Source organism: Microbulbifer mixtoriginis (SeqCode) (assembly GCF_052466715.1).
This window is the reverse complement of the sequence record NZ_CP174288.1, coordinates 346,599-369,747: the sequence shown is the minus strand read 5'-3', so window position 1 is coordinate 369,747 and position 23,149 is coordinate 346,599. Positions and strand designations below refer to the sequence as shown.

The following is a 23,149-nucleotide window of genomic DNA, read 5'->3' as shown; positions in this document are numbered from 1 at the left end:
CAGTTCTTGTCGAAACCAACTAAGTTCAAGCGTCAGACTGCTTCTTCAAATAGCGGTATATAGCATCCTGGGAACGACAGTTTTTTTTGCCAGAGTTGGCAATTTTAGTATTACTCTGTCTCGCATCCACAATCCGAGCTTTTTGATTATCACTCCATTGCAGCTCCAAAATTTTTCGAATCGTCTCACGGTGATCAGTATTCATAATTGGAAAAGTCACTTCCACCCGGTGATCTAAATTACGAGTCATAAGATCTGCTGAAGAGAGCCACATTATCTCCTCTCCACCGTTATAAAATATATAAACACGCGCATGCTCCAGAAACTTATCTACCAAACTGACAACTTGAATATTGTCAGAAAGACCCGCTGTCTCACACACTAAGGTGCACATACTTCGTACAATGATTCTTACTTTTACTCCTGCGGCACTTGCACTATAAAGCCGCTCCACTACCTGGCTGTCCACCAGGTTATTACACTTAAAAAACAACTCAGCTCTATCGCCCCTTTCTGCCGCCTCAATTTCTCGATCTATTGCCCCCAAAAGCGCGGCACGGTTTGTCAGAGGTGAAACTGCGATATGCTGAAATACCGGACGACGTCGAGTACGTCGAATAAATTCAAAAACATTGTAGACATCCAGGCCCAACTCCTGATTATTGGTTAACAAACTAAAATCACAGTAAATTCGCGCAGTACTCTCATTAAAATTTCCTGTTCCCAAATGACTGTAAAGCTGATCCTTACCCTCTTCTCGACGAAGAATAGAAATTAATTTACAGTGAACTTTCAATCCTGGAACACCATAAATAACCTCTACCCCCGCATCGGAAAGCTCCTTCGACCAGTGAATGTTTGCCAACTCATCGAATCGCGCGCGCAACTCAACAACAGCAATGACTTTTTTATTATTTCGCACGGCATTGATCAAAGCAGCCACCACCCGTGAATTCTTTGCAACCCGGTAGAGGTTGATCCGAATTTCTCGCACCTGTGGATCAATTGCTGCGGATGCGAGCAAATTGGTGATTACGCGAAAATCATGATAAGGGTAATAATAAAGCCGATCGGCACTGCGAATATGTGCAAAGGCGCCCCCCTTACCAGGTAACGTTGGCAGCGGTAATAGTGGCTTATAGATATAACTCCCAGAATCTGCGGGGAACTTCATCAAATCTTTGGAGTTGTGGTAGCGCCCACCGGGCGTATAAGTATCATAGCGCCCCATTTTTAATTTTTTCTTCACCATATTTAGGAGCACTTCAGGAATTTCTGCATCGTAAGCAAGGCGCACCGGATCGGCGCGCTTACGCCTCTTGAGAGATTTCTCCATACGGTCCACGAGGTTTTGAGTTATCTGTTCACCCAATTCAAGCTCAGCATCACGACTAATCTTGAACATATACGCTTTGGCTGAGCGAATCGGCAAAACCTGGCGAAACACCTCCACCAAGCAGGCCCGTATAATATTGTCGAGAACGATATATACTTTTTCACGCTTTCCCTCACGGGGTGGAATCACAACAAAACGCGATAAAGTATTAGTGGGAATTTCCATTGCCGCATAACGCTGGATACCATCTTTTAGACGCAGAAAAATGGCAAAATAGATACTCGCCTCATTAAGCAGCGGCATAGTATCAAGGTCATCAATAAAAAAAGGCTCCAGTTCTGGTAATACTTCCCGATGGAAATATTCTTCGACAAAGGTGCGTTGGTGCTCAGTTAGCGTGGTTTCCCGAACTACATGGATATTGTGTTTATCGAGATCTGCCAGTGCTTTAGCGTAAGCCCGTGCGTAACGTCGCTGCAGGCGCAGTACACGCTCATTAATTTGCCCGAGTAGTTTGGCAAAATGTCTTTTCTCCTGTTCAGCCCCTGCGAACGCGGCAAGACGGCGCACATCTGCTACACGTACGCGGAAAAATTCATCGAGATTGTTAGAGAAAATTCCCAGGAAACGCACCCGATCAATAATGGGTACAGTTTCGTCTTCAACTTCCTGTAGCACTCGCTCATTGAACGATAACCAGCTCAATTCTTTTGGGTATAAAGGGATATCATTAGGTATTGAAGGTTTGTAAAACATATTCAACCGGAGTGAATTTCCCTGCCCCAAGAATTCGATGCCAATTTAGGGGAAGTACATATCGAACAGCTTATAGGGGCACAGGCATCAACCTATAACGAGCTATTCTCGCGAAAGGAAGATTTACGCGCATTTTCGCCACAACCAGGGCAAGCCCCCGCCAGATTGAAATAATCAACATGAGCACAAGGTTATACAGTTAATAGTAGAGTAGCTTGCCGTCTTAACTAACACGGGTGTAAGGATGTCGATGCAATCACCAAGTGAGCGCTACGTTGCGCTCGACCTCGGCTCCAACAGCTTCCACCTGTTGTTAGCGGAATTTCGCGATCAACGCATGGTACGCCTGCATACCGACCGCGCCATGGTGAGACTGGCAGAGGGGCTGGACGCCCACCACCACCTAAACCCCGTGGTATCGGAGCGCGCCCTGGCCGCTCTCACTCGCTTTCAACCTGTACTACAAAAACTACCGGTGGATCATATTCGCGTCGTCGGTACCAATACCCTGCGCGCCGCCGCGGCTAATGCCGATGGTTTTCTCGAAGAGGCCGAATCCATTCTCGGCGTGCCCGTGGAAATTATTAGCGGTATTGAGGAGGCACGCCTGATTTACAGTGGCGTAATGGCCGCCGCCGACGGCCCACCACGGCTTCGCTGCATTATCGACATCGGCGGTGGCTCCACCGAACTGGTGCGCGGCAGCGAATCCCCCCAACAGTTACAAAGTCTGGAAATGGGTTGCGTTTCCTACAGTAGGCGCTTTTTTGCCGATGGCCTGATCAGTGAAAATACCGTCAACCACTTTAAGCGCGCACAGCGCGCCGCCCGCGCCGAGTTGCAAGGGTTACAACACATTGCCGCCGAAGCGGAAGTTATCGGCTGCTCTGGCAGCGTGAAGGCGGTTTCACGGGTACTGAATGGAGGAGAGGTGGCGGATATCGTGCACGAGGATATCGATCGTCTCGCCAAAGAAGTTGCCAAGGTGGAGCATATCGCCGAACTGGAGCTGCCCGATCTCGACGAGGAGCGGCACCCGGTATTCGCCGCCGGCCTGGCAATCCTGCACGCCATCTTCTGTGAATTGGATATCCAGCGCATGGAGGTTTCGCCCTATGCCATTCGCGAGGGCATAGTGCATGACCTGGCGGGGCGGCTGCACGGTGGCGATCGCCGTGCCAGTACTGTAGACGCTGTGGTACAGCACTGGCAGATTGACCAGAACCAAGTGCGCCGAGTGAACGACACCGCCCTCAAACTATTGCAGCAATTGCGCCCCGAATACCCGCTGGAGGGAAGGCAACGACTGCGCTGGGCCATCCAGCTACACGAAGTGGGGCTGGCACTCACCCACAGCAGCTTTCGCAAGCTCGGTGCCTATATGATCAAGCATGCGGATATGGCTGGATTCTCCAACGGCGAACAAGAGCACCTGGCCTACCTAGTGCGCAACCAGCGCGGTCCAATCAAAGCACCAAAAGAGCACTACGGTTTTCACCCAAGCCCAGATTTACTCCTGTGTCTGCGCCTTGCCAGTATTATTCACCGCGACCGCACAGAGCGCACTTTGCGGGGAATCAACTTGGCTGACCAGGGAGATGCCTATCGCTTGCAAATTGAGCGTGAATGGCTGGATAGCAGCCCGGCGATAGAGGAATTGCTTTACCAGGAGGAGCAGCACTGGCAATCACAGACACGCCCTCTACGCCTACTTGCGGTATAAGCGTCCCTGCGAATAGCGATTAATGCCGGTAACATGCCTGGCAACATTTATTTTTAGCCCAAACCCAAAATCTATGAAACTCAGCGAAGTTACCCTCAGCCACCGCTACGCCGATATGGGCGATGCCTTTGGCCGCCGCATCGACCCCACCCCCTTCAAGCATCCACAGCTTATCGATACCAATCCCCCTGTGCTGCAGCTGCTGGGTATCGATGCCGCTGAGGCGAACAATCCCGACTGGGCCCAACTGGGTTGTGGCGCCAAGTTGTTTCACGGCAGCCGACCCTTTGCCATGAAGTACACAGGCCATCAATTCGGCGTCTACAACCCGGATCTGGGCGACGGCCGCGCCCTGCTGCTCGGGGAAGTTGAACACCAGGGCAAAAGCTGGGAATTACACCTGAAAGGCGCCGGCCAAACCCCCTATTCCCGCTTTGGCGACGGCCGCGCAGTGTTGCGCTCCACCATTCGCGAATATCTCGCCGGCGAGGCCCTAAGTGGCCTGGGCATCCGCTCTACCCGCGCGTTGAGTATCGTCGGTAGTGACGAACCGGTAACCCGCGAGCAAATTGAAAAGGGCGCTATGTTGATCCGCGTGGCCGAAAGCCATGTACGCTTCGGTCACTTCGAATACCTGTTTTACACCAAGCAGCTGCAGGCCCAACAACAGCTTATCGGCGAGATCTGCCGGCGTTTTCTCCCCGACTCCCAAGAACTCAGTATTGGTGAACAGGCCGAGGCCATGCTGCGCTTTACCACCAGACGCAGTGCCGAACTGGTAGCGGGCTGGCAGGCAGTGGGTTTCGCCCACGGCGTATTGAATACCGACAATATGTCGATTATTGGCGACACCTTCGACTACGGCCCCTATGCCTTTCTCGATGACTACGATCCCACTTTTATCTGCAACCATTCAGACCATACCGGCCGCTACGCCTTCGAGCAGCAGCCCGGTGTAGTACTTTGGAACCTGAATGCCCTGGCTCACGCTCTCTCCGGCTTTGTCAGTGTGGAGGCACTGCGAGACTGCCTGGAGCAGTTCCAACCCCTGGTGACCGATGCCTTTGCTGCGAGGATGCGCGCCAAATTGGGGCTCACCACCGAGGAGGAGGGCGATCAGGCTCTCTGCGCAGATCTATTGCAGTTGTTACAACAGGGGGAGGCAGACTATACCCTCTTCTTCCGCGCCCTATCCCGCTACCGCGGAGAGCGTCCCGCCCAAGGACTTCAGGAATGTCTCGCCGAGGCTCAGCACAGCGCCCTTGAGCAGTGGCTGGGGCACTACGATCGACGCCTGGCGCGTGAGCACAGTGATTCCTGCGCCCGCAACCGAGCCATGCTAGCGACAAACCCCAAATACCTATTGCGCAACTACTTGGCACAGAAGGTTATTGAGACCGCCGAAACCGGTGATTACCAACCCTTGCATACCCTGCGCCAGCTACTGCAGAGCCCATTTGACGAGCACCCTCAACACGAAGTCTGGGCCAGCGCTCCCCCAGAATCCGGCAAGCGTATCCCGTTGAGCTGTAGCTCTTAATAGGGCCAAATTGGTACAACTTGCGAACAAATTGCCGGTATTTGCGGTCAAATGTCGTCTGTATGCGGTTATTTTTTTACCCGATGATGACTTATGCGGTGTCGCTGCAAGTGACTTGCTGTAAGATCTGGGTCACCCACTGAATAGAGGAAAACCTACAGATGATCAGAAACCTGCTCCTGGCCACATTCGGCCTGTTGTTCGCCCTGCAGGCCAATGCCGCAGATGTTGTAGGCAAGTGGCGCACTATTGATGACGAATCCGGCAAGCCCAGATCCATCGTGGAAATTTATGAAAAGGACGGTAAGTACTTCGGCAAGATCGTCCAGCTATTGCTGAAGCCCAATGACACCATTTGTGAAAACTGCCCAGGTGACCTAAAGGGCAAGCCTCTTGTAGGAATGGACGTGATCACCAATATGGTGCAGAAAGGCAAGAAATACGAAGGCGGGGAAATTATGGACCCGGTGAAAGGCAAGGTGTACGACTGCAAGTTCTGGTTGGAAAACGACAACACCCTAAAAGTGCGTGGGTACCTCGGTTTTCTCTACCGCACCCAGACCTGGCACAGAGTCGAAGAGTAAATTACAGGGCCCGCATTGCGGGCCTTTTTTTTTGGCCGGCTGCCACTGGTTAGTCAGATTCTGACAGCCAAATCGACCGCTCCATCGCACAGCGCAAATCCCAGCCACTGAAGTGCTTCTAGAGAACCACCCTGCCACTCTCATCGGTAGAGGCGCGTGCGGATACTACCTTGGCATCCTCACTGGTATCGATACGCACTTTAGCGCTCATACCCGCACGGAGCGGCGGCGCATCCTTGAGGGGGTAGAGGCGCAAGCGCACCGGTACCCGCTGTACCACCTTGTGCCATTCGCCGCTGGCATTCTGCGGCGGAGTAGGTGAAAACTCACTACCACTGGCCGGACTCATGCTGTCCACCTGGGCCTGCCATTCAAAGTCCGGGTAGGCATCGAGGGTCACCTCCGCCTGCTGGCCCGTGCGCACCCTCGCCAGCTCGGTTTCTTTAAGGTTGGCCTCCACCCACAGGCCGCTGGTGCCCACCATAAACAGAAGGCTCTCGCCGACGGTGGCCATCTCTCCGACTTGTGGCAGGGTATTGGCGATCACGCCATCCATAGGTGCAATAATACGGGTACGCGACAGTTGATAATTGGCCTTGTCCAACTGCGCCTGGGCCACCTTGAGGTCGGCCTGCTCTTCCAGGGCCACACTGGGGTCGCCGCCCAGCTCGGCACGCAGACTGGAGAGCTTTTCCGCATTGATGGTGATCTGCGCGCGGGCCCGCTCCAGCTGCTGGCGGGCGCTATCCAACTCCGCTTCAGAGAAGGCCACCTTGCCCAGTTTTTCATTGCGTTCCAGTTGGCGCCGGTAGAAATCTGCATCTTTGCGCGCCTGCTGCAGGGCGGCATCCGCCTCGGCATATTCGGCGCGGCGCGCCAGCAGATCATTGCGCACCTGAGCCAGGCGCGCCTCAGCTTCGGTCACCGCCAGCTCATAAGCCGTGCGGTCAATTTGAATCAACAACTGGCCCTTAAAAACCGGCTCATTGGCACTGACCAACACCTTGGTCACCACACCATGAACTTCTGGTGCCAGGGAAACTTTATCCGCCTTTACATAGGCGTTTTGCGTCTCAACGATATCGCCGCCGCCATACAGGCTCCAGCCGGCCGCCAGGGCGACAAACGCCAATCCCAGGGCGGCCCCCAGCTTGCGCATCGCACTCGGCTTTAGCTTCAGGTGCAGCTTGTCAGTCACATTCAATCTCTTCGCCTACCAGATTCTTGCGCAGCCGCCCGAGCAGCGTCTGCAGTTGTCCTATTTCCGCCGCAGTAAAGCCATCCAAGGCGTGACTGCGGGTCTCCTCCGCCAGGTCTCCCAGCAGCGCCATAGCCGGCTGTGCCCGGTCGGTCGGATAAATCCTAAAACAGCGCCTATCCTGTGGATCGGGCCGTCGCTCCACCAGCCCTTCGCCCTGCAACTTGTCGAGCAGGCGCGCCAGGCTGATCGGTGCCATCTCCAGGCGTCCCGCCAGTGCAGTTTGCTTCAGTCCCTGCTCTCGCGTGAGATGCCAGAGCACCTGCCAGCGGGCATCGCTGAGGCCGTGATCCCGTGCGCGGCGGTCAAAGTTACGCCGCAGCAGGCGTGCCGCGCTGTGCAGCGCAAAGCTCATCTCAGTTGCGCTGTCTTTTCCGGACCCGTCCATCCCTGACATAGTCTCACCCCTTTTTTTTGAGGGCGCTCATTATAAGCCTGCTTATTATTTCATCAATGCGCGGCTTATCAATACTAAAAACTGGCAATAAAAAAGCGGTCGTAATGACCGCTTTTACCGTGCCACATCAGTAAGGGCTTATTTTTCCAGCACCTCGATGCTATCGACCTTCTGAAAACCCCGTGGCAGCTTATTGCCCCGTCGGCCACGCTCACCGCGGTAGTGCTCCATTTCCGAGATCTTGATCTTGGTATGGCGCTTACCGGCATGCACGACCAGCTGGTTTTTACCCTCCAACACGGCGATTCCCACCACCACTTCCTCGCGGTTGGCAGCCCGCGCGGCAGTGATATTGATAATCTTATTGCCCTTGCCTTTCGATAATTCCGGCAGCTCTGTAACGGGGAACACCAACATGCGTCCCTCCGAGGTTACCGCCGCCAACAGTGCCTCTTCGGGACTGTCTAATAACTGCGGCGGCAAAACCTGGGCACCTTTAGGCAGGGTCAGCATGGCCTTGCCCGACTTGTTGCGCGACTGCAAGTCGGCGAGCTTGGCGATAAAACCATAGCCCGCATCGGAGGCCAACAGAACCCGCTGGTCGTCCGACCCCATGAGCAGCCCCTCAAATGTGGCACCGGAAGGCGGGTTGATACGACCACTCAATGGCTCGCCCTGGCCCCGCGCTGATGGCAAGGTATGGGAGGCGATGGAATAACTGCGCCCGGTGCTGTCGAGCAACAACGCAGGCTGGTTACTCTTGCCGCGCGCGGCAAAACCGAGATTGTCGCCGGCCTTATAACTCAGTGCCGCCGCATCGATCTCATGGCCCTTGGCGGCACGAATCCAGCCTTTCTCAGAAACCACCACGGTGATGGGGTCGGAAGACAGCAGCTCCGATTCGCTAAATGCCTTGGCTTCCTCGCGGGCTACAATGGGCGAACGGCGCTCATCACCGAACTCCTTGGCCGCAGCCAGCAATTCTTTCTTGATCAGGGTCTTGAGGCGGCGCTCGCTGTCCAGGGTCTTAGTCAGGGTATCGCGCTCTTTCTCAAGCTCTGCCTGCTCACCGCGGATTTTCATCTCTTCCAGTCGCGCCAACTGGCGCAGCTTGGTATCGAGGATGTAATCCGCCTGGATATCCGTCAGCTCGAAGCGATCCATCAGCTCCTGCTTGGGCTCGTCGCTGGTACGGATAATCTCGATCACTTCATCGATATCGAGGAAGGCTACCAACAAGCCGGCCAACAGGTGCAGGCGCTTCTCTACTTTGTCCAGGCGGAACTGCAAGCGGCGGCGCGTGGTAGTGGCGCGGAAGGTTAACCACTCGCGCAGGATCTTATCGAGGGACTTCACCTGCGGGCGGCCATCGATACCGATCATATTCATATTGACCCGGTAGTTGCGCTCCAGGTCGGTGGTAGCGAACAGGTGATTCATCACCGACTCCATCTCCACCCGGTTGGACTTGGGCACAATCACCAGGCGGGTGGGATTTTCGTGATCCGACTCATCGCGCAGGTCGCTCACCATCGGCAGCTTCTTCGCCTGCATCTGCTGAGCAATCTGCTCCAGCACCTTGGCGCCACTCACCTGGTGGGGTAGCGCGGTAATCACAATATCGCCGTCTTCCTTACTCCACAGGGCGCGCATTTTGATAGAGCCGCGACCACTGGTGTAAATCTTACGAATGTCTTCGCGCGGGGTAATAATCTCCGCCTCGGTGGGCATATCCGGACCGAGAATATGCTCACACAGCTCTTCTACTGTGGCCTTGGGATTCTCCAGCAGTGCCACCGTCGCGTTGACCACTTCGCGCAAATTGTGCGGCGGAATATCGGTGGCCATACCCACGGCAATACCGGTGGTACCGTTTAACAGGATATTCGGCACCCGCGCCGGCAACACACAGGGCTCATCCATGGTGCCATCAAAGTTTGGCTGCCAATCCACCGTGCCCTGGCCCAGTTCCGACAGCAGCACTTCCGAATATTTGCCCATGCGCGACTCGGTATAACGCATGGCTGCGAAGGACTTGGGATCATCCGGCGAGCCCCAGTTGCCCTGGCCATCAATCAACGGGTAACGGTAGCTGAACGGCTGTGCCATTAACACCATCGCTTCATACACGGCACTATCGCCATGGGGATGGTACTTACCGATCACATCGCCAACCGTGCGCGCAGACTTCTTATACTTGGCAGAATTCTTCAGGCCCAGCTCGCTCATGGCGTAGACAATACGCCGCTGCACCGGTTTCAGGCCGTCACCAATATTCGGCAGGGCGCGATCCAGAATCACATACATGGAGTAATCCAGGTACGCCTTTTCGGTGTACTCCTTTAACGGCAGGCGCTCTGTGGCCTCATAGACAGAGGTGTCGGTCATACAGCACTCGTTATTCGATTCGGAAGGAGCGGATTATGGCGGACTGGGGCGGGAGGTTCAAAGGGAAGCTGAAAAAGGAAGGGCATTTGTCTTAGGTAATTGAAGGAGTACATATGGATAGAAATTACTACCGCTTTACTTTCATCAATTTAGTGCAATAACTTCAATGTCATTAGCATCTTTCAAGCAAATGAAAGAAAGGGGAGAGGCTCATTGTAAGTTCAATACAATCTTTATAGCTTATCCATAAAGTTCGATGGGTATCGAACTAGCCTAACGCAATCTTAAGGAAATAAGACTCCCAGGCAAAATTACGAGAGGCACACCTGCTCAGTGTGCCTCTCTCAGCGCCAACTTTATTTCTGGCTGCACTCGCCAGCTTTAGCAAGCTTTAGTTTTGTAATATCAGCTTTGCCTTCTTCAGACGCAACAAGCTTCAAGTCTGCACCACCAACGAATACACCCATCTTAATGTATTGCTCGATAAAGTAATTTTCACCTGCTTTTACATCAACCAGCAGGTCATTCGGGGAGAATTCCGACTCAGTTGAGACCTTATGTTCTTTATCCCCTATAACCTCCTGGTAGAAAAAGACATTAGGTGCAGATTGACCAACACATTCATCATTAACCCAGATATCTTTCTTCAGAGCAGTACCGGGACCAGAGGCTCTATAGATGTAGAGACCAGCATTCCCCTCAGTAGGTGAATTGAACTCTTTAGCTTTATTGGATAACTCATCACTCTCCATAGGAACCGACGCACAACCCGCAAAAAGAGATGTAGCTACAGAAAGTGCCGCTAATTTTTTGTACATTCTTACCCCCAATATAATTTAATACCTGCTAACGGCTGTTTTGTGTACAGCTCCCACGTTAACAGGCGCGCATCATATCAGCTTGACTGCCAACTAGAACCTTAAGGTTAATTAAATTGATTATAAAAATTCGACTCCCCAGCCATACCCACGGAGTTTTAACACTTCAGTAATTATTAAGGTGAAGGGAATAGAAATAAGTAACCATGATTAAACCTGAACTAAAACTCGAATCACTGAGCATCGGCCCGCTAAAAAAAGTGCAATTAAAGGTATTGGCAGGAGAGATCATTTGTCTCTCAGGCCCCTCTGGCTCAGGCAAAAGCCGTCTACTTAGAGCCATTGCAGATATTGAGCCCCATGACGGTGATATATCATTTGATGACAAAAGTCAGAAAGGAATGACAGGTCACCAGTGGCGCCGCCAGATTATGTTGGTACCGGCACAAAGTGCCTGGTGGTACGAGACGGTAGGCAAGCACTTTAATCAGCCAATGGGGCAAGCGTTAAAAATATTGGGGTTTCCCGAGGAGGCAACAGAGTGGCAGGTAAGCCGGCTCTCCTCCGGGGAGAAACAGCGCCTGGCACTAATTCGCGCCCTCTCCTACGCTCCACAGGTACTTTTACTGGATGAGCCTACTGCCAACCTGGATGCCGATACTACGCGTAAAGTAGAAATATGGCTTATGGATGAAATCAGCAAGTACCAATATCCCGTCATCTGGGTGGCGCATAATAGAGAGCAAATCCAACGAGTGGCCAGCAGACATATTGAAATTAAAGGGAGCAACCTAATAGAGAGGGAGATATCACAATGAGTGTGATCGACCTTTCCTGGTGGCAGTTATCGCTGGCTGCGGCGCTAGTAGTTGCCCTGGCAATATGCACCCATATTGCACGATTACAGCTCGGTAAACCGCTGATTATTGCGGCGGTGCGCACGGCGATACAGCTGGCGCTTGTCGGAGTCATACTGGAAGCCCTGTTCGCCGTAGGCACCCTGTTATGGGTGAGCCTGTTAGGGCTGGCGATGTTACTGTTTGCCGGGCAACAAGTCATCTCGCGGCAAAAATATCGCCTGCGCGGAGGCTGGAGTTTTGTCATTGGCACTTTATCCATGCTTGTTTCCGCATTTAGCGTCACAATACTGAGTCTAGTGGTACTAATCGGTCCTCAGCCCTGGTACCAACCGCAATACTCTATTCCACTACTGGGGATGCTTCTGGGCAATACCATGACCGGCGTTGCCCTGGGCCTGGATCGACTAACAGAAAGTATGCGGCGCTCACAAGATATTATTGAAAATCGCCTAATGCTGGGCGAAACCTGGCGGCAAGCCAGTATTGAATTTCAACGGGATGCGATGCGCGCGGGGTTGATGCCAACGATCAATATGATGGCTGCAGCCGGTATTGTCTTTCTGCCAGGTATGATGACCGGGCAGATATTAGCCGGTACCGCGCCTACCGTCGCGGTTAAATATCAGATTTTGATTATGTTTACGATTGCTACGGGTACAGGATTTGGTACTTTTGTGGCGGTTGCACTGTGCACGAAGCGATTGTTTGATAAGCGCGAACGCTTATGTATCGATAGGCTACTAGCCGAGCGCAATTAAATCAGCTTTAGATAAACCGTCTACAAGATTAGAGCAAAAAATTCATTAATTTGTTAAATAGAATCATCGATATAAATAGATAATAAAAATTATAGAAAGTGGCTACGGTATTACCGCAACCACTCCCGCATTAACGTCAAACTAGCAATGACTTCAGTAACTACAAAGTACCGACACCGCGATTAAAGAGGCCCACCTTGGCTATCCTCAGTGCAATCTGAGTAATTTCTCGATCTTGCATTGTGCTCGAAGATTAACTCCACATCGTTAATCGCATTAATATCTACAACTTTCCCATAAATATCCTCTAGCAAGAAAGATAAACGCCAGCCTGTTGCAGCGACATTTTGTCCATTAAACACATTGGTTACAGTGTTGCCAGAACTTGGATCATTACCAAATAAACTTAACCCCGCCTTCATCCATATACTTTGAGCAGTACCAAATGGTGTTACGTAAGAATTTCCAGTAATATCCCAAAACGACACACTATAAGAATTAAGCTCGCCCTCAACACCAAAATCCCCAGCATCATTCACAATATCAGTACCTGGGGTATCCTCACGGTATACTCCAGCACCGCCATAGGTTAAATAGGCAGGGGTTTCCAACTCCCCACTAACATCATAAGATACAGGGATACTAAGTTCGACAGTCTTAATTTTGTCACTATAGCTTCCCCCAACTGCAATACACGCAGAGTCAGTTCCCCAGCCAGAAATAATTGGACCATTAAAAAAGTTAACTGATGCCCTCTCCTTGACTGTACTAAACTCAATAGTCACATATTTTTCATCACCAAGGGATTGAGATATAAGACGTAATTTCTCTCGAAAGGCCTCGATAGCACTCAAACGAAGACCATTTTGTTTATTGGGGTCAGGATGCAAATATGTTTGCTGAACACCATTAATGAAATCTTTATAACCAAAAACATCCTCTCTAATCGAAAAAGTGTCTTTATATGTTTCTGGAATGACAATTCTCGATTTCAATTTCAGCATTTTTTCATGGAAAGCCCACAAATCATTAATGCTACGTAAACGAAAAACCGCCTCTTTACTAATACCACTCGCTTTTTCAAACGATTTATGCTGCCACTTGTTCTCCAGTGCACTCACAGCATGGAAAAGCCACTGCTGCGCAATTTTATAGTCATTCTCATACTCCATTAAAGCAGCGATCGACCTACGACTATTAACTAGGTTTGGATAATGACGAAAAGCCAAGTCAGGCTTTTCATTTATAAACTGAGCAATAGCAACTTTAGCTTTATTCAGGATGACTGGTAAACGTTTAGACTCTTCAAGCAGAGCCATCTCAGCTTGAGCAACCTCAAAAGCAATAGAATTTATTTCTAACCACAAATTCTGTAAACGAGACAGATCGCCATCAGTTAGCATATTGCCAGTACTATCAAGCATATTCGCCCTAAGTTCAGCAGCCAAAGTGGCATTCATTATTGAGAGCTGTTCGAAATCACCAAGTAAGCCGATAGTCTTTTCAACCTCTTTAACCTGAACCAACAAACTATCCACATCAATCCAGCTGCCCTTATAGTAATCATCAATAGCACTGACCAAGGACCCAAATAATGCTATACGAGAGTTAAACCCTTCGTTTGCAACTCGAATTTCTTCTATTCGCTGCGCTAGCGAAGTTTGTTGAGGTCCGTAATCAAGACGGATTTTTGTAAGCCCATCATTCACCCCCGCATTCAGTGCTAGTAGCTTAACTTCAGATTCTATGGTGTGTAGATTTTCACCCAAGCGATCTAAATTTCGCTTTAATGAAGTCTGAACACTATTGGCATTCCTTCTCCAAGAGAAAAGATTATTATCGGCTCGTGATAAACTGTAACTTTTTCCGCAGCTAACTTCATAACATCCTACTGGAAAAGTTACCCCCAACGTCCTAGTTAATTTTTTCCTCAGCTCTTGATTACGATCTACAAGCTCCTGAGCAAGAAAGCTGGGTCTATGTTGATAGCCATCAAAACCCGCCTTAGCAGACAAATGACTTTCCTGCGCTTTAACAATTTTACCATTTTCGCCACCTACACTCTCAATTAGCGCATTAAAAGTATCAGCATCTCTACCAAATCCCTGCGGTATAGCTCCCCAAGCGACTCCTAAGAAGTTACTATCGTTTTTAAACCAAGACTTAGAAACCTCTAACTCAAAGAGTTTTGCCCGCAATACAGTAACGGCCTGAGGAAGGCCTGTATCCAGCGAAAGCTGGGTGAAATCAATTTCTGGGAATAGAGCACGTAGAGCCGACTCGCTAAATGTTAAATTACTGTGAAGAGCATTAACCTCCTCAATTAGCTCTGCAGATGAACTGGAACCCTCTACTCCGGACATAATCGCCAAGCGGACTTGTTGCACCTTGACTGAAGCCAGCTTCTCCATCAACTGATAAAGCATAGCGATATCTTTGTACTCACTAGAGAGGCTTGTTGACGGTGCCACATCCTTTAGCATACCAGTACTTGGATCATAATAGCGCGGACTTATCTCTCCACGGGATCCCGCCCACTGCTGTAGATAGACTGGAGTACTCTCAAGTAGAGCTATATATTGTTGAAAAGCAGTACTAAGTAGCTCATAGGCTTCATTCACATAACCTATTTCTACAGCTATTACTTCATCATTTAAGCGGCTGGCCAAGGCTTTATCCAGAGCAATGTTGGCCTGAACGATTTCTGCTACTGCACGATCATAGTAAAGATCCAGCAGGGTATTCTGTAGGCTTTCGTTTGCAGGATATTGTCTTAACTGCTCATATAGCTGAGCCTCTACATCCGAGACTCGATTGCGCTCTGCAGTATCAAAAAGGCTGGAAAAATCCGCTGGTGATGTACCGCTAATATATTTATTGATTACAGAGCCAGAATTATCATCAAGACTATACATTAAGTCGAGATAACGAAATGCGGCTCTATCACGTGAGTAAGTGTCTTCTGCCGGGACCTCTTCATCAGGTGTAACAGGATCGGCTTCGTTAAAATAAAGCTGCTTACGAATAGCCTCCCCCAAAATAGAAACCTCAGCTGGCAAATTCATTGACTGAGTAGTCTCTACCAAATTGAGGTCTTTTAATTTTTCAGAAGCTAAATGGATACTTTTTTCTAAATTAGTACCATTTATCAATTGAGTTGAAGCCGAGACATTAACTGACACCCCAGTAATAAATGCCAAACCTGCGACCAAAGCTGGCTTAGCTAGCTTATTAGCAAATTCCATACTTACCATTCCTTAGATTTATAATAACCATATTCCTTTCCTACCTGGCGGACTTACTCCCAAAGAAAGGCTAACCATCCTGACAGGAAAATCCACGCACGCTTTCTACCATGTATAATTAATTGCTTCAATAAATATGAAAAAACATCTCAGCATTGCATTTAAAACCATCAAGTAAAAATATAAAAAATTAATCGATGAAAATTGAGCAGATGAGGTCAACTAATTCACTTAAAAAGTAAAATTATGAAGCTTAGGAAGAGAAAATAGTTTGAGTTGGAGAGAACATATTAAAAGTGCTGAAACTATAGCCCAGCACTTTTTAAACTGGATCAGCGTCCCAAAAACAGAATAAGTGCAGAGATAATTAAGCCGATTAATAGAATCCAAACACCCCGCAACATCAAAGAGCGAGCATACTCCGCTTCTTTATAACGCAACGCATAGGGAATCCCGGTAATAGGGCCAAGAAATATAGTTACAATCCCCCAAACCCAGTGCTTATTACCCAAAGCAGTCAATGCAGCCATTAGGCCCCCAAACCAGCACAGGGTCACACCTATGACACATACTACCAAGGCGATTATGGACCACCACTGATTGGCCAGGAAAATTTCTACTATCTGTGTTTCTGTCATGGCACTCTGCCACTCCCTATTACTACTTGATCATTGCAAATTTTCAGGCCCTTTTCACAACTTGATAATGCTGCTTCCAGATAGCCCAAATTACCCACGAATTTGCTATGGGCACAGCCGCTTTCAAACCGAAAGCGCTGCTAGCGACCAATAGTAACCTTAATGGGGGACAAATGGTCCCCCCAAAAGTAATTAGGAGCGTGTGATCACTTACTCTCCGGAAAATTCAGTGACCAGCTCCAGGCCGGTTATGTTTCTGGTCTCATTGGCAAAGCTATAGTATGTGGGCTTTTCATCAATAAAAATCTGATGAGTCATTGTCACTTCTGGAGGAAGTTCGAAGATACCCGCAGGAACTGAATACTGCTGGGTTTCCTTTAATCGGTAGAAGAGATGGGAGCCACAATTGGAACAGAAACCGCGTTCAGCCCAGTCCGAAGAGTTAAATACAGATATATGCTCCTCACCAGAGATTTCCACACTGGTCTGGCAGTCCACTGCCAACAGTGGACCACCGCTCCACTTTTTACACATGCTACAGTGACAGACTCCAAGGTCAGAAGAAGGCAGCTCGGCCTTGATGGTCACAGAACCACACAGGCAGCTTCCCTGTACTGGATTAGTATCACTCATATTTTCCTCTCTCTTCTGTAAAGCTATAGAAGCGTACACTTACTAACTGTTGCCACAGGGCAATCTAAGACTCATAAAACTTACAACGGCGCTTGAACCAGTTAATTCTTTTAGTGTGATTCTCTGGGCAGTTTTCCATACACTGGCTACCAAGCGCTTTCAGGGTGATTGCCTCTGGGTAATTTGCCACTACTTCCCCCGCAACGATATGACGAAAACCTGGTTCGTCTGCCGTAATAAGAAAGTGGTTTTCTTTATTACCAATTAAGATTTTTTCTCTGGCCATAGCATAAACCTGGAATTCCCATATCCCCCAGGAGCTCCACTTATTCATAACCAGGCATGTAGACATGGTTTTTAGAGGTTGCTGCTGCTCAATAGCAAATGAAGAACTTGAGAACAGCAGTAGGAAAAATATAATTATTCTCATATTCAATCCCTGAATACTTATAGCAGTAAATAAGTTGACAGATAGTCGCAATATCAGTAGTAAATAGCACTACCCAAAGAGAGGTATACTCACCCCAACTATGTCACAAAAATGAGAGGCACTTCAAGATATGGTAATATAATTTACCTTTTGGGCGTTTAAAACCCAAACTTCACTGAAAAAACATAGAAATATCTTGCAGATTTTATTGATAAATAAAGCAAGCTAGAATACAGGAAGTATTTCATTTATTAATAACAACATATCACCACACTGATAAATATAGCCACTTACACTTCCACTTAACACTCATCCAAGAGGATGATATATATCCAGCATAGAGAATAAGGCACCCCACCAAATATCAACTTTCCTTAGAAATATGTCACTAATATTAATTAGAAAATTCAACTCTTGGATCACCAAAGTCACGTCCCATGTAATCCGGTGCGCAAGGAATAAGCTCAGCAGCTGGGATACCTGCATCAATCAAATAGCGCTCAACTTTTCGACTGCGTTCTAAGGCTAGCTTCTCAAATTCTTCACGCAAGAAAATCGGCGGCCTACGGTAGAAATTTGATAAAAATCTGCGACTACCGCGTAGACCAATTGTTGAATTTGGGTACATTGCATTCCAATCCCTGGCATTGGCAATACCACAAACACCAGGACGGGCATCCGGATGTTTATGTAACACTGCGACAATTTGCTGAAGTTGTGCCAGCGCCAAACCACTTAACTCCGCACTGCCGGGAGCAAAATCAATGGAATCAAAGGACTTCGCCATAAATCGCCCCCAGGCCAATTTAGCCAAAAGATAAATACCATAGGGGGTGAAGTAACTAAACAAAGCATCCATAATGGCTTTATGTAGTAACTCGCTGAAGACATACTCCATAGAAAATTTTGGATCGCGGATATTACCGGTTACAGGCATACCAAATTTCACATTCCCCTTACCGTCTTTTAACAGCCAAAGGGCAAGGTTCAGGGGGATAAACCTCTTCTTAACTGATAATTGATCATCTTTTCGTACACGCCGAACCTTTATTTTTTCCAAGACCACATCGGCAAAGGCATTTAATTGATTTTCATAGACATGGATATTCACCACCGCATCCATCTGCCCCTGCAGTATCTTGAAACCAAGTAGCTTGGCCATATAAGGCGTAGCCGGTATCAGATTTACATTAGCCAGATAACCGGTCAGATCCGCATTCCATTTTTTTTGCCCCAAGTAGTCTATTGTCCCGCCTAATTGAATATCGCCAAATCCACCGGGGCGGCCATTCGCGACAATCACAGCTGGAGGATGCTCCCCCACATTGCTGATATCACTGAGATTAAGATTGATATCGCGTACTGGCAGCCGTGCGCGAAACTCATGTTTTCGATCCACCCAGGTAAAAGTACCATGGCGTAGGTGGATATCACCAATATGGTATAAGAGTGGAGGCTGGTGTTTTTTCTTCCTATGCAGATATTGATTAATCGGTATCCCTCGCAGTTCGGCAATCTCCCAGGTTACCGGAAACTGACCCTGCTCATCCCTCAACAAGATAAAACGTGGGCGCAGGAAATCGATAAAATCAATCGTCAATAACTCCATACGCTTATGGAAACTCAAGCCTTTAATATGCAACAACCTAAAGTCCCCAACGGTACTGTGGCGTTCAAACTCGGGAACCCCAGGATCCCGGTTGAAGAAATGGAAATGTACGGCCTCCCCCCAGGCGAAGTACCATTCTTCTGAATTCATAGAAAAGTGGGCAATCTCAATACTTTCCCCCTCTACTAATAATTCGCCTCTTGGTGAAAAAAGATCAATATTCTCAACCTTAAACAGTGGAAGAGTTAGCCCGTGTACGCCATTGAAGTTACCATCCAACTCAACGGCTCCGAGTTTGAAGCAATGAATCCCTTGATCAAAATAACCAGCGGGAATACAGCTGGCGATACTCAGAAGCCGTAGTTGCTGTACTCCTAGAGATCGTCCCTCCAAACGCAATTGCTCCACTTGCAATCTCTGCGTCTTCAACAACGGGAAAGACAATGCTTGCGTAAAGCCCTTCTCATGCATTTGTATTTCCGCCACACTGATGTCCCTGAGCAGAAAAATCCTTCCAGTCGCCCCTTGTAGACTTTCCATACCTCCCAAGCGTAATTGGCTCAACTGATAACAAGGAGCAATATTTTTGTCTTTCAAAAGTCCGGCGGGTAAACAGCCACTGGCATCCTGCACCCGTGCCAGAGCCTCCCCCTCAAAAGAGATATTATCCAGCTGAAAGTTGGGTATTTTAATTGGCTCAGTATTTTTGCGTGGAATAGAGAGACCAGCTAAATGTAAGGAGCCCTCAAGAGTAAAAGGCCGACTTAGGGATACGCGCTGCAAACCTGGCATATACAGCTCATCGACGCCATAACAGCTCCGCGTATCTCCAGCTCTGGATCGCTCAAGCCTTTCTATCGTTACAATCTTGCCGGAGTCTGGCAGGCACACCCGGGTATTGAGAATCTTTAAGTCAGCAACAGAAAAGTCCTTCCCACCATTCCAGTTGACTCCCCGCAAACTCAACTGTTGCAGGCCTGCCTGCAGGAAATCTCTGCCTTTTTGCCAAAAAGCGATTGGACCAGTGTAAACAGCGCCAGAACTAATCCGATCAATGCTACTTTCAAAGCCGATACTAATTGGGTTACCCGTAAATTTTATCTGTGGTGTTTCAATACAGTCAGCCAGGTTTGCCCTATCGATTTCACTAGGGAACAGGCGCTGTAAACCACAAACTAAGATATTGTCGATCGTTAAATCGTAGAGATCGATGGAGCCGGGGGAAAAATAAATCCGAGGAATGCCAAGTTTTGCAAACTGCCAAATGGGCTCGGCAGAGGCAGCATGGGTAAATTCTGTCACTCCCAGTGACACCCCACTGCTATTGATAGAGTGCAAGTCCCGACTGTATATACAATGGGGGAGTTTTCCCATTATGCCCTGTCGCTGTGGGAGACAAGCCAATAGGGACTCTGCAGACAGCTTGTCAAACTTTATTTCTGAAGTGGCAGCACCATTGCGGGACCAGAGAAATTCTAATTCTGGCAGAGAAAGCTGTTGAATATCCAGTGCAGCTATTCCGTCCATCTCCAGCAGTTGAATCTGAGCAATGCTGGAGTCATTCAAATTGGCCGATGCTTGCTGTCGACCAAACTCCAAGTGGAAGGCCTCGCCTAAATGCAACTTCTGCAGGTCTATACAGCGAATGTGAATATCAGAAAGTACCGCGATATCCGGTAGGCAAATATCCAGTATTTCCAGTGCACTTTCAGGCAAGGCGATATAAGTGCTGAGCGCCGCAGACGGTAAATATCGGATTCTAACTAATGGGAAATTTAGGTCTTCAATATTTAGCAGGGAGCGATTTTGTGTCGTGTGTGCCAGAGCACGCTCGAGAGAAAATTCTGCAGTGGCAATATCAAAGCCTCCGCGCCAAGCAATGCGAAGAGGCTGTTGCTGGCGCAAGTCACGAAAGTCAAAGCAAGTGGGCATTTCCTCAAGCGGCAGGGAATCCCGGTAAATTAACCGTGCCCAAGAATCTGGTAAGCAACCATCTAAGCGCTGCAAACTGGCATTTTCCAGTTTGAAGTTTGGCGCATTCACACTGGCCATTTGGTTACTGGCTTGAGGCCCCTGCTCCTCTAGATTGCCCTTCTCCGTACCATAATCCGCCTCTATCGGGCCGATACTTGATGCCATGGCGCTGGCAGCCCAGAGATCTTCAACGGCTTCGCGGCGAAAATATCCGCTACCGCTGGCCATTTTCTGTAGTAAAAGCCCTTTATTACCGCTGGGACTATCTCCCAACATGAGTCGTTGCACCCCCAATTTGCCAAAAATGGCATACCCATCCTCACCTGGCTGCCAGGCAAAATTACCTCGTCCCTTAAGACTGCTGAGCTGGGCGCACAAGGGCCCCAAGCCCTCAGGCAGCAAGCCACGCGATAAGCAGCCAGACAAGGATTCCAGGGAAAAATCCTGAATTGAGTAAGGTGTATCCGATGCTAAAGTGTCGATACCTTCCCACTTTAATTGACGCAGTCGCAGCCTCTCTTCTGCCAATCCCTCTAGCTGCATCTGTCCCAGATACATTGGCCCACTAGCAGCTCCCCATGGAATCGACTTTGACTGCGAACCAAAACGCAGCGCCACTTTTTCCTCTCCACGTAAACCAGCTAAGCGCACGCAGTGGTCGGGTTTACCCCACAATTCACCGGGCACACAGCCGCTGGCACTATCCACCGATAAACTGCCCACTGAGAGAATTCGGCTGGCCTTATCAAACTCCAGTGGACCCAACCGAGCTTGGGATGCTGTCAGAGGCTGCCTGTGAGGCTGGGCGACATCCACATAGCGCACCTGTTGGGCGCGACTGGGACCGGTAACTATTTTGAGCGGTTGATTCCAGTCAAACTTGGTAGGACCGGGGAGATTCAGGGTGGTGGCTCGCACACAAAAGTGGTGTTTGGCATCGCGCAAGTGCTGTGGACACCAATCGAAGGCGGTAGCGCCCGCACGACGCCAGCGCAACCGTTTAATCGGGCGAACATAATCAAAATCGCGGATAGTAATGGTTTCTGCGCGCCAGTCCTGCCAACGCTGATCGCTGCGCCGCAATAAAACACCTTCGCCACTGGCACGACGCCACTGCGCCATAGCGACACGACCAAAATCAAACTTTAAATCCCCTGCGGCTTTCAAACGGCGCGCTGCGGCGCAGTGACCGATCAGGCGCTGTAATCCGTGAATCGCATCGGCCCACTGTTGTGGCGGGCAACTGGAAAAAAATTCGGCGTGGAAGGCATCCGCTTCGGTGCGCAAACTAGGCCAACGAAAATCCCCTGACTTCATCTGCAGATGCGCCAAAGTAGTGTTATATCGCGCAGACTTTCTCTCTCTGGCTAATAATTCGTGTAATTCAATCCCAGCAGCGGCAATATCAACTTTTAGGGGAACGTTTCCTTTGCGCCACAGCCCCAGGGTGAAATCCCGCGCTCTTATATCGCCAATGTAAACGCAGGAGGCTGTAGACCAGATGGGCTTGTGTAAATAGCAGAGTTCGCTATTACGAATTCGTGCTCGCTCGATTGCCAGCTTAAAATCCCTATCCTTGCGCTCAACCTGTGCCAAATCCCAGCCGCCCACCTCCCATTCTCTGCGCCATTCTCCCGGCACAGATTGCAGATCCATATAGGCGCCACTAATAGAGACTCGAGGCAGATTGGCGCGACCACGCAGCAACTGCCACCAACTGTAATCCAGCAGAATTTCCTGGGCGGAAAACCCTCTCCCCTCGCGGTTGATTGCGCGCGCATCCACAAGCAACAAGCTTAAATCCAGCAGAGACACTCGAAAGTGTTGCGCCTGAAAATCCAGTCCGCGCTCGGCCATCCATGTACTGGCCTTATCGCGTACCAAACCGGAAAGCACGAATGAAAAGCCTTCCAGCAATAATAATCCGCCAATCAACCACCACAGCAGGTGATGAAAGCGGGCATTATGACGGGCAGGCTCTGTTGGCATTGGAAAAATCGCGCCGCGAAATGAGTTGAACGCAAGCTGCAACGACAGCCAAGCCCATAAAGTAAAGACCAGCCCCACAGTTTTTTTTACCCTGGCGTCGCGATTCGCGATAATGAAGGCTGACGTCGTGTGATCAGTCTCACCTCAACTCACGCTGTCTAAAATTTATCCAGAAGTGAATTTGCGCGGCGGGAGAATTTGGCTGGCGGGCAA

General features: G+C 49.4%; 15 protein-coding genes. 5 read left to right on the top strand and 10 right to left on the bottom strand.

The genetic code is table 11. The features are described from left to right. Positions 1-25: 25 nt before the first annotated feature. Complete coding sequence (gene ppk1, locus ACJJH9_RS01830; protein WP_444925198.1) at positions 26-2,092, bottom strand: polyphosphate kinase 1; 2,067 nt, start codon at positions 2,090-2,092, stop codon at positions 26-28. Between the two features lie 244 nt (positions 2,093-2,336). Between ppk1 and ACJJH9_RS01825 the strand changes: the two genes are divergently transcribed. The 3 genes from ACJJH9_RS01825 (at position 2,337) to ACJJH9_RS01815 (ending at position 5,939) form a co-directional block, all read left to right on the top strand. Further along, positions 2,337-3,815 (top strand): Ppx/GppA phosphatase family protein, encoded by a 1,479-nt coding sequence (locus ACJJH9_RS01825; protein ID WP_444924101.1) that lies wholly within the window; start codon positions 2,337-2,339, stop codon positions 3,813-3,815. 73 nt (positions 3,816-3,888) lie between these two features. Continuing rightward, positions 3,889-5,355 carry a protein adenylyltransferase SelO gene (locus ACJJH9_RS01820; protein ID WP_444924100.1) on the top strand — a complete coding sequence of 489 codons (1,467 nt, stop codon included), beginning with the start codon at positions 3,889-3,891 and terminating at the stop codon, positions 5,353-5,355. Positions 5,356-5,516: 161 nt separating this feature from the next. Continuing rightward, the gene (locus ACJJH9_RS01815) at positions 5,517-5,939 is read left to right on the top strand and encodes a DUF2147 domain-containing protein (RefSeq protein ID WP_252083417.1); all 423 of its coding nucleotides are present in this window, start codon (positions 5,517-5,519) and stop codon (positions 5,937-5,939) included. 118 nt (positions 5,940-6,057) lie between these two features. Here the strand turns inward: ACJJH9_RS01815 and ACJJH9_RS01810 are convergent, their stop codons facing one another. The 4 genes from ACJJH9_RS01810 to ACJJH9_RS01795 form a co-directional block, all read right to left on the bottom strand. Then, complete coding sequence (locus ACJJH9_RS01810) at positions 6,058-7,137, bottom strand: HlyD family secretion protein (RefSeq protein ID WP_252083418.1); 1,080 nt, start codon at positions 7,135-7,137, stop codon at positions 6,058-6,060. After that, positions 7,130-7,594, bottom strand: coding sequence for a MarR family winged helix-turn-helix transcriptional regulator (locus tag ACJJH9_RS01805; RefSeq protein WP_444882861.1), 465 nt, complete (start codon positions 7,592-7,594; stop codon positions 7,130-7,132). The genes ACJJH9_RS01810 and ACJJH9_RS01805 overlap by 8 nt, the downstream gene beginning before the upstream one ends. A gap of 138 nt (positions 7,595-7,732) precedes the next feature. Then, on the bottom strand, positions 7,733-9,982 hold the full coding sequence (parC, locus tag ACJJH9_RS01800; RefSeq protein ID WP_444924099.1) for a DNA topoisomerase IV subunit A: 2,250 nt from the start codon (positions 9,980-9,982) through the stop codon (positions 7,733-7,735). A 356-nt stretch (positions 9,983-10,338) separates the two neighbouring features. Then, positions 10,339-10,800, bottom strand: coding sequence for a DUF2846 domain-containing protein (locus tag ACJJH9_RS01795; protein WP_444887281.1), 462 nt, complete (start codon positions 10,798-10,800; stop codon positions 10,339-10,341). A 206-nt stretch (positions 10,801-11,006) separates the two neighbouring features. Between ACJJH9_RS01795 and ACJJH9_RS01790 the strand changes: the two genes are divergently transcribed. Further along, entirely contained in the window at positions 11,007-11,618 is a 612-nt protein-coding gene (locus ACJJH9_RS01790) for an ABC transporter ATP-binding protein (RefSeq protein WP_444924098.1), read from the top strand. Beyond that, on the top strand, positions 11,615-12,418 hold the full coding sequence (locus ACJJH9_RS01785) for an ABC transporter permease (RefSeq protein WP_444924097.1): 804 nt from the start codon (positions 11,615-11,617) through the stop codon (positions 12,416-12,418). Before ACJJH9_RS01790 ends, ACJJH9_RS01785 begins: the two co-directional genes overlap by 4 nt. 182 nt (positions 12,419-12,600) lie before the next feature. Here the strand turns inward: ACJJH9_RS01785 and ACJJH9_RS01780 are convergent, their stop codons facing one another. The 5 genes from ACJJH9_RS01780 to ACJJH9_RS01760 form a co-directional block, all read right to left on the bottom strand. After that, complete coding sequence (locus ACJJH9_RS01780; protein ID WP_444924096.1) at positions 12,601-15,663, bottom strand: hypothetical protein; 3,063 nt, start codon at positions 15,661-15,663, stop codon at positions 12,601-12,603. Positions 15,664-15,995: 332 nt separating this feature from the next. After that, on the bottom strand, positions 15,996-16,301 hold the full coding sequence (locus ACJJH9_RS01775; protein ID WP_444924095.1) for a hypothetical protein: 306 nt from the start codon (positions 16,299-16,301) through the stop codon (positions 15,996-15,998). Between the two features lie 210 nt (positions 16,302-16,511). Continuing rightward, positions 16,512-16,934 carry a GFA family protein gene (locus ACJJH9_RS01770; RefSeq protein ID WP_444924094.1) on the bottom strand — a complete coding sequence of 141 codons (423 nt, stop codon included), beginning with the start codon at positions 16,932-16,934 and terminating at the stop codon, positions 16,512-16,514. 64 nt (positions 16,935-16,998) lie between these two features. Then, on the bottom strand, positions 16,999-17,364 hold the full coding sequence (locus ACJJH9_RS01765) for a hypothetical protein (protein WP_444924093.1): 366 nt from the start codon (positions 17,362-17,364) through the stop codon (positions 16,999-17,001). A gap of 394 nt (positions 17,365-17,758) precedes the next feature. Then, on the bottom strand, positions 17,759-22,936 hold the full coding sequence (locus ACJJH9_RS01760) for a DUF748 domain-containing protein (protein WP_444924092.1): 5,178 nt from the start codon (positions 22,934-22,936) through the stop codon (positions 17,759-17,761). Positions 22,937-23,149 lie beyond the last annotated feature (213 nt).

Bases quoted from the DNA above. Each gene is read 5' to 3' on its own strand.
- ppk1 (WP_444925198.1), bottom strand. From the start codon at position 2,092: ATGTTTTACAAACCTTCAATACCTAATGATATCCCTTTATACCCAAAA.
- ACJJH9_RS01825 (WP_444924101.1), top strand. From the start codon at position 2,337: ATGTCGATGCAATCACCAAGTGAGCGCTACGTTGCGCTCGACCTCGGC.
- ACJJH9_RS01820 (WP_444924100.1), top strand. From the start codon at position 3,889: ATGAAACTCAGCGAAGTTACCCTCAGCCACCGCTACGCCGATATGGGC.
- ACJJH9_RS01815 (WP_252083417.1), top strand. From the start codon at position 5,517: ATGATCAGAAACCTGCTCCTGGCCACATTCGGCCTGTTGTTCGCCCTG.
- ACJJH9_RS01805 (WP_444882861.1), bottom strand. From the start codon at position 7,594: ATGTCAGGGATGGACGGGTCCGGAAAAGACAGCGCAACTGAGATGAGC.
- parC (WP_444924099.1), bottom strand. From the start codon at position 9,982: ATGACCGACACCTCTGTCTATGAGGCCACAGAGCGCCTGCCGTTAAAG.
- ACJJH9_RS01795 (WP_444887281.1), bottom strand. From the start codon at position 10,800: ATGTACAAAAAATTAGCGGCACTTTCTGTAGCTACATCTCTTTTTGCG.
- ACJJH9_RS01790 (WP_444924098.1), top strand. From the start codon at position 11,007: ATGATTAAACCTGAACTAAAACTCGAATCACTGAGCATCGGCCCGCTA.
- ACJJH9_RS01785 (WP_444924097.1), top strand. From the start codon at position 11,615: ATGAGTGTGATCGACCTTTCCTGGTGGCAGTTATCGCTGGCTGCGGCG.
- ACJJH9_RS01780 (WP_444924096.1), bottom strand. From the start codon at position 15,663: ATGGAATTTGCTAATAAGCTAGCTAAGCCAGCTTTGGTCGCAGGTTTG.
- ACJJH9_RS01775 (WP_444924095.1), bottom strand. From the start codon at position 16,301: ATGACAGAAACACAGATAGTAGAAATTTTCCTGGCCAATCAGTGGTGG.
- ACJJH9_RS01770 (WP_444924094.1), bottom strand. From the start codon at position 16,934: ATGAGTGATACTAATCCAGTACAGGGAAGCTGCCTGTGTGGTTCTGTG.
- ACJJH9_RS01765 (WP_444924093.1), bottom strand. From the start codon at position 17,364: ATGAGAATAATTATATTTTTCCTACTGCTGTTCTCAAGTTCTTCATTT.
- ACJJH9_RS01760 (WP_444924092.1), bottom strand. From the start codon at position 22,936: ATGCCAACAGAGCCTGCCCGTCATAATGCCCGCTTTCATCACCTGCTG.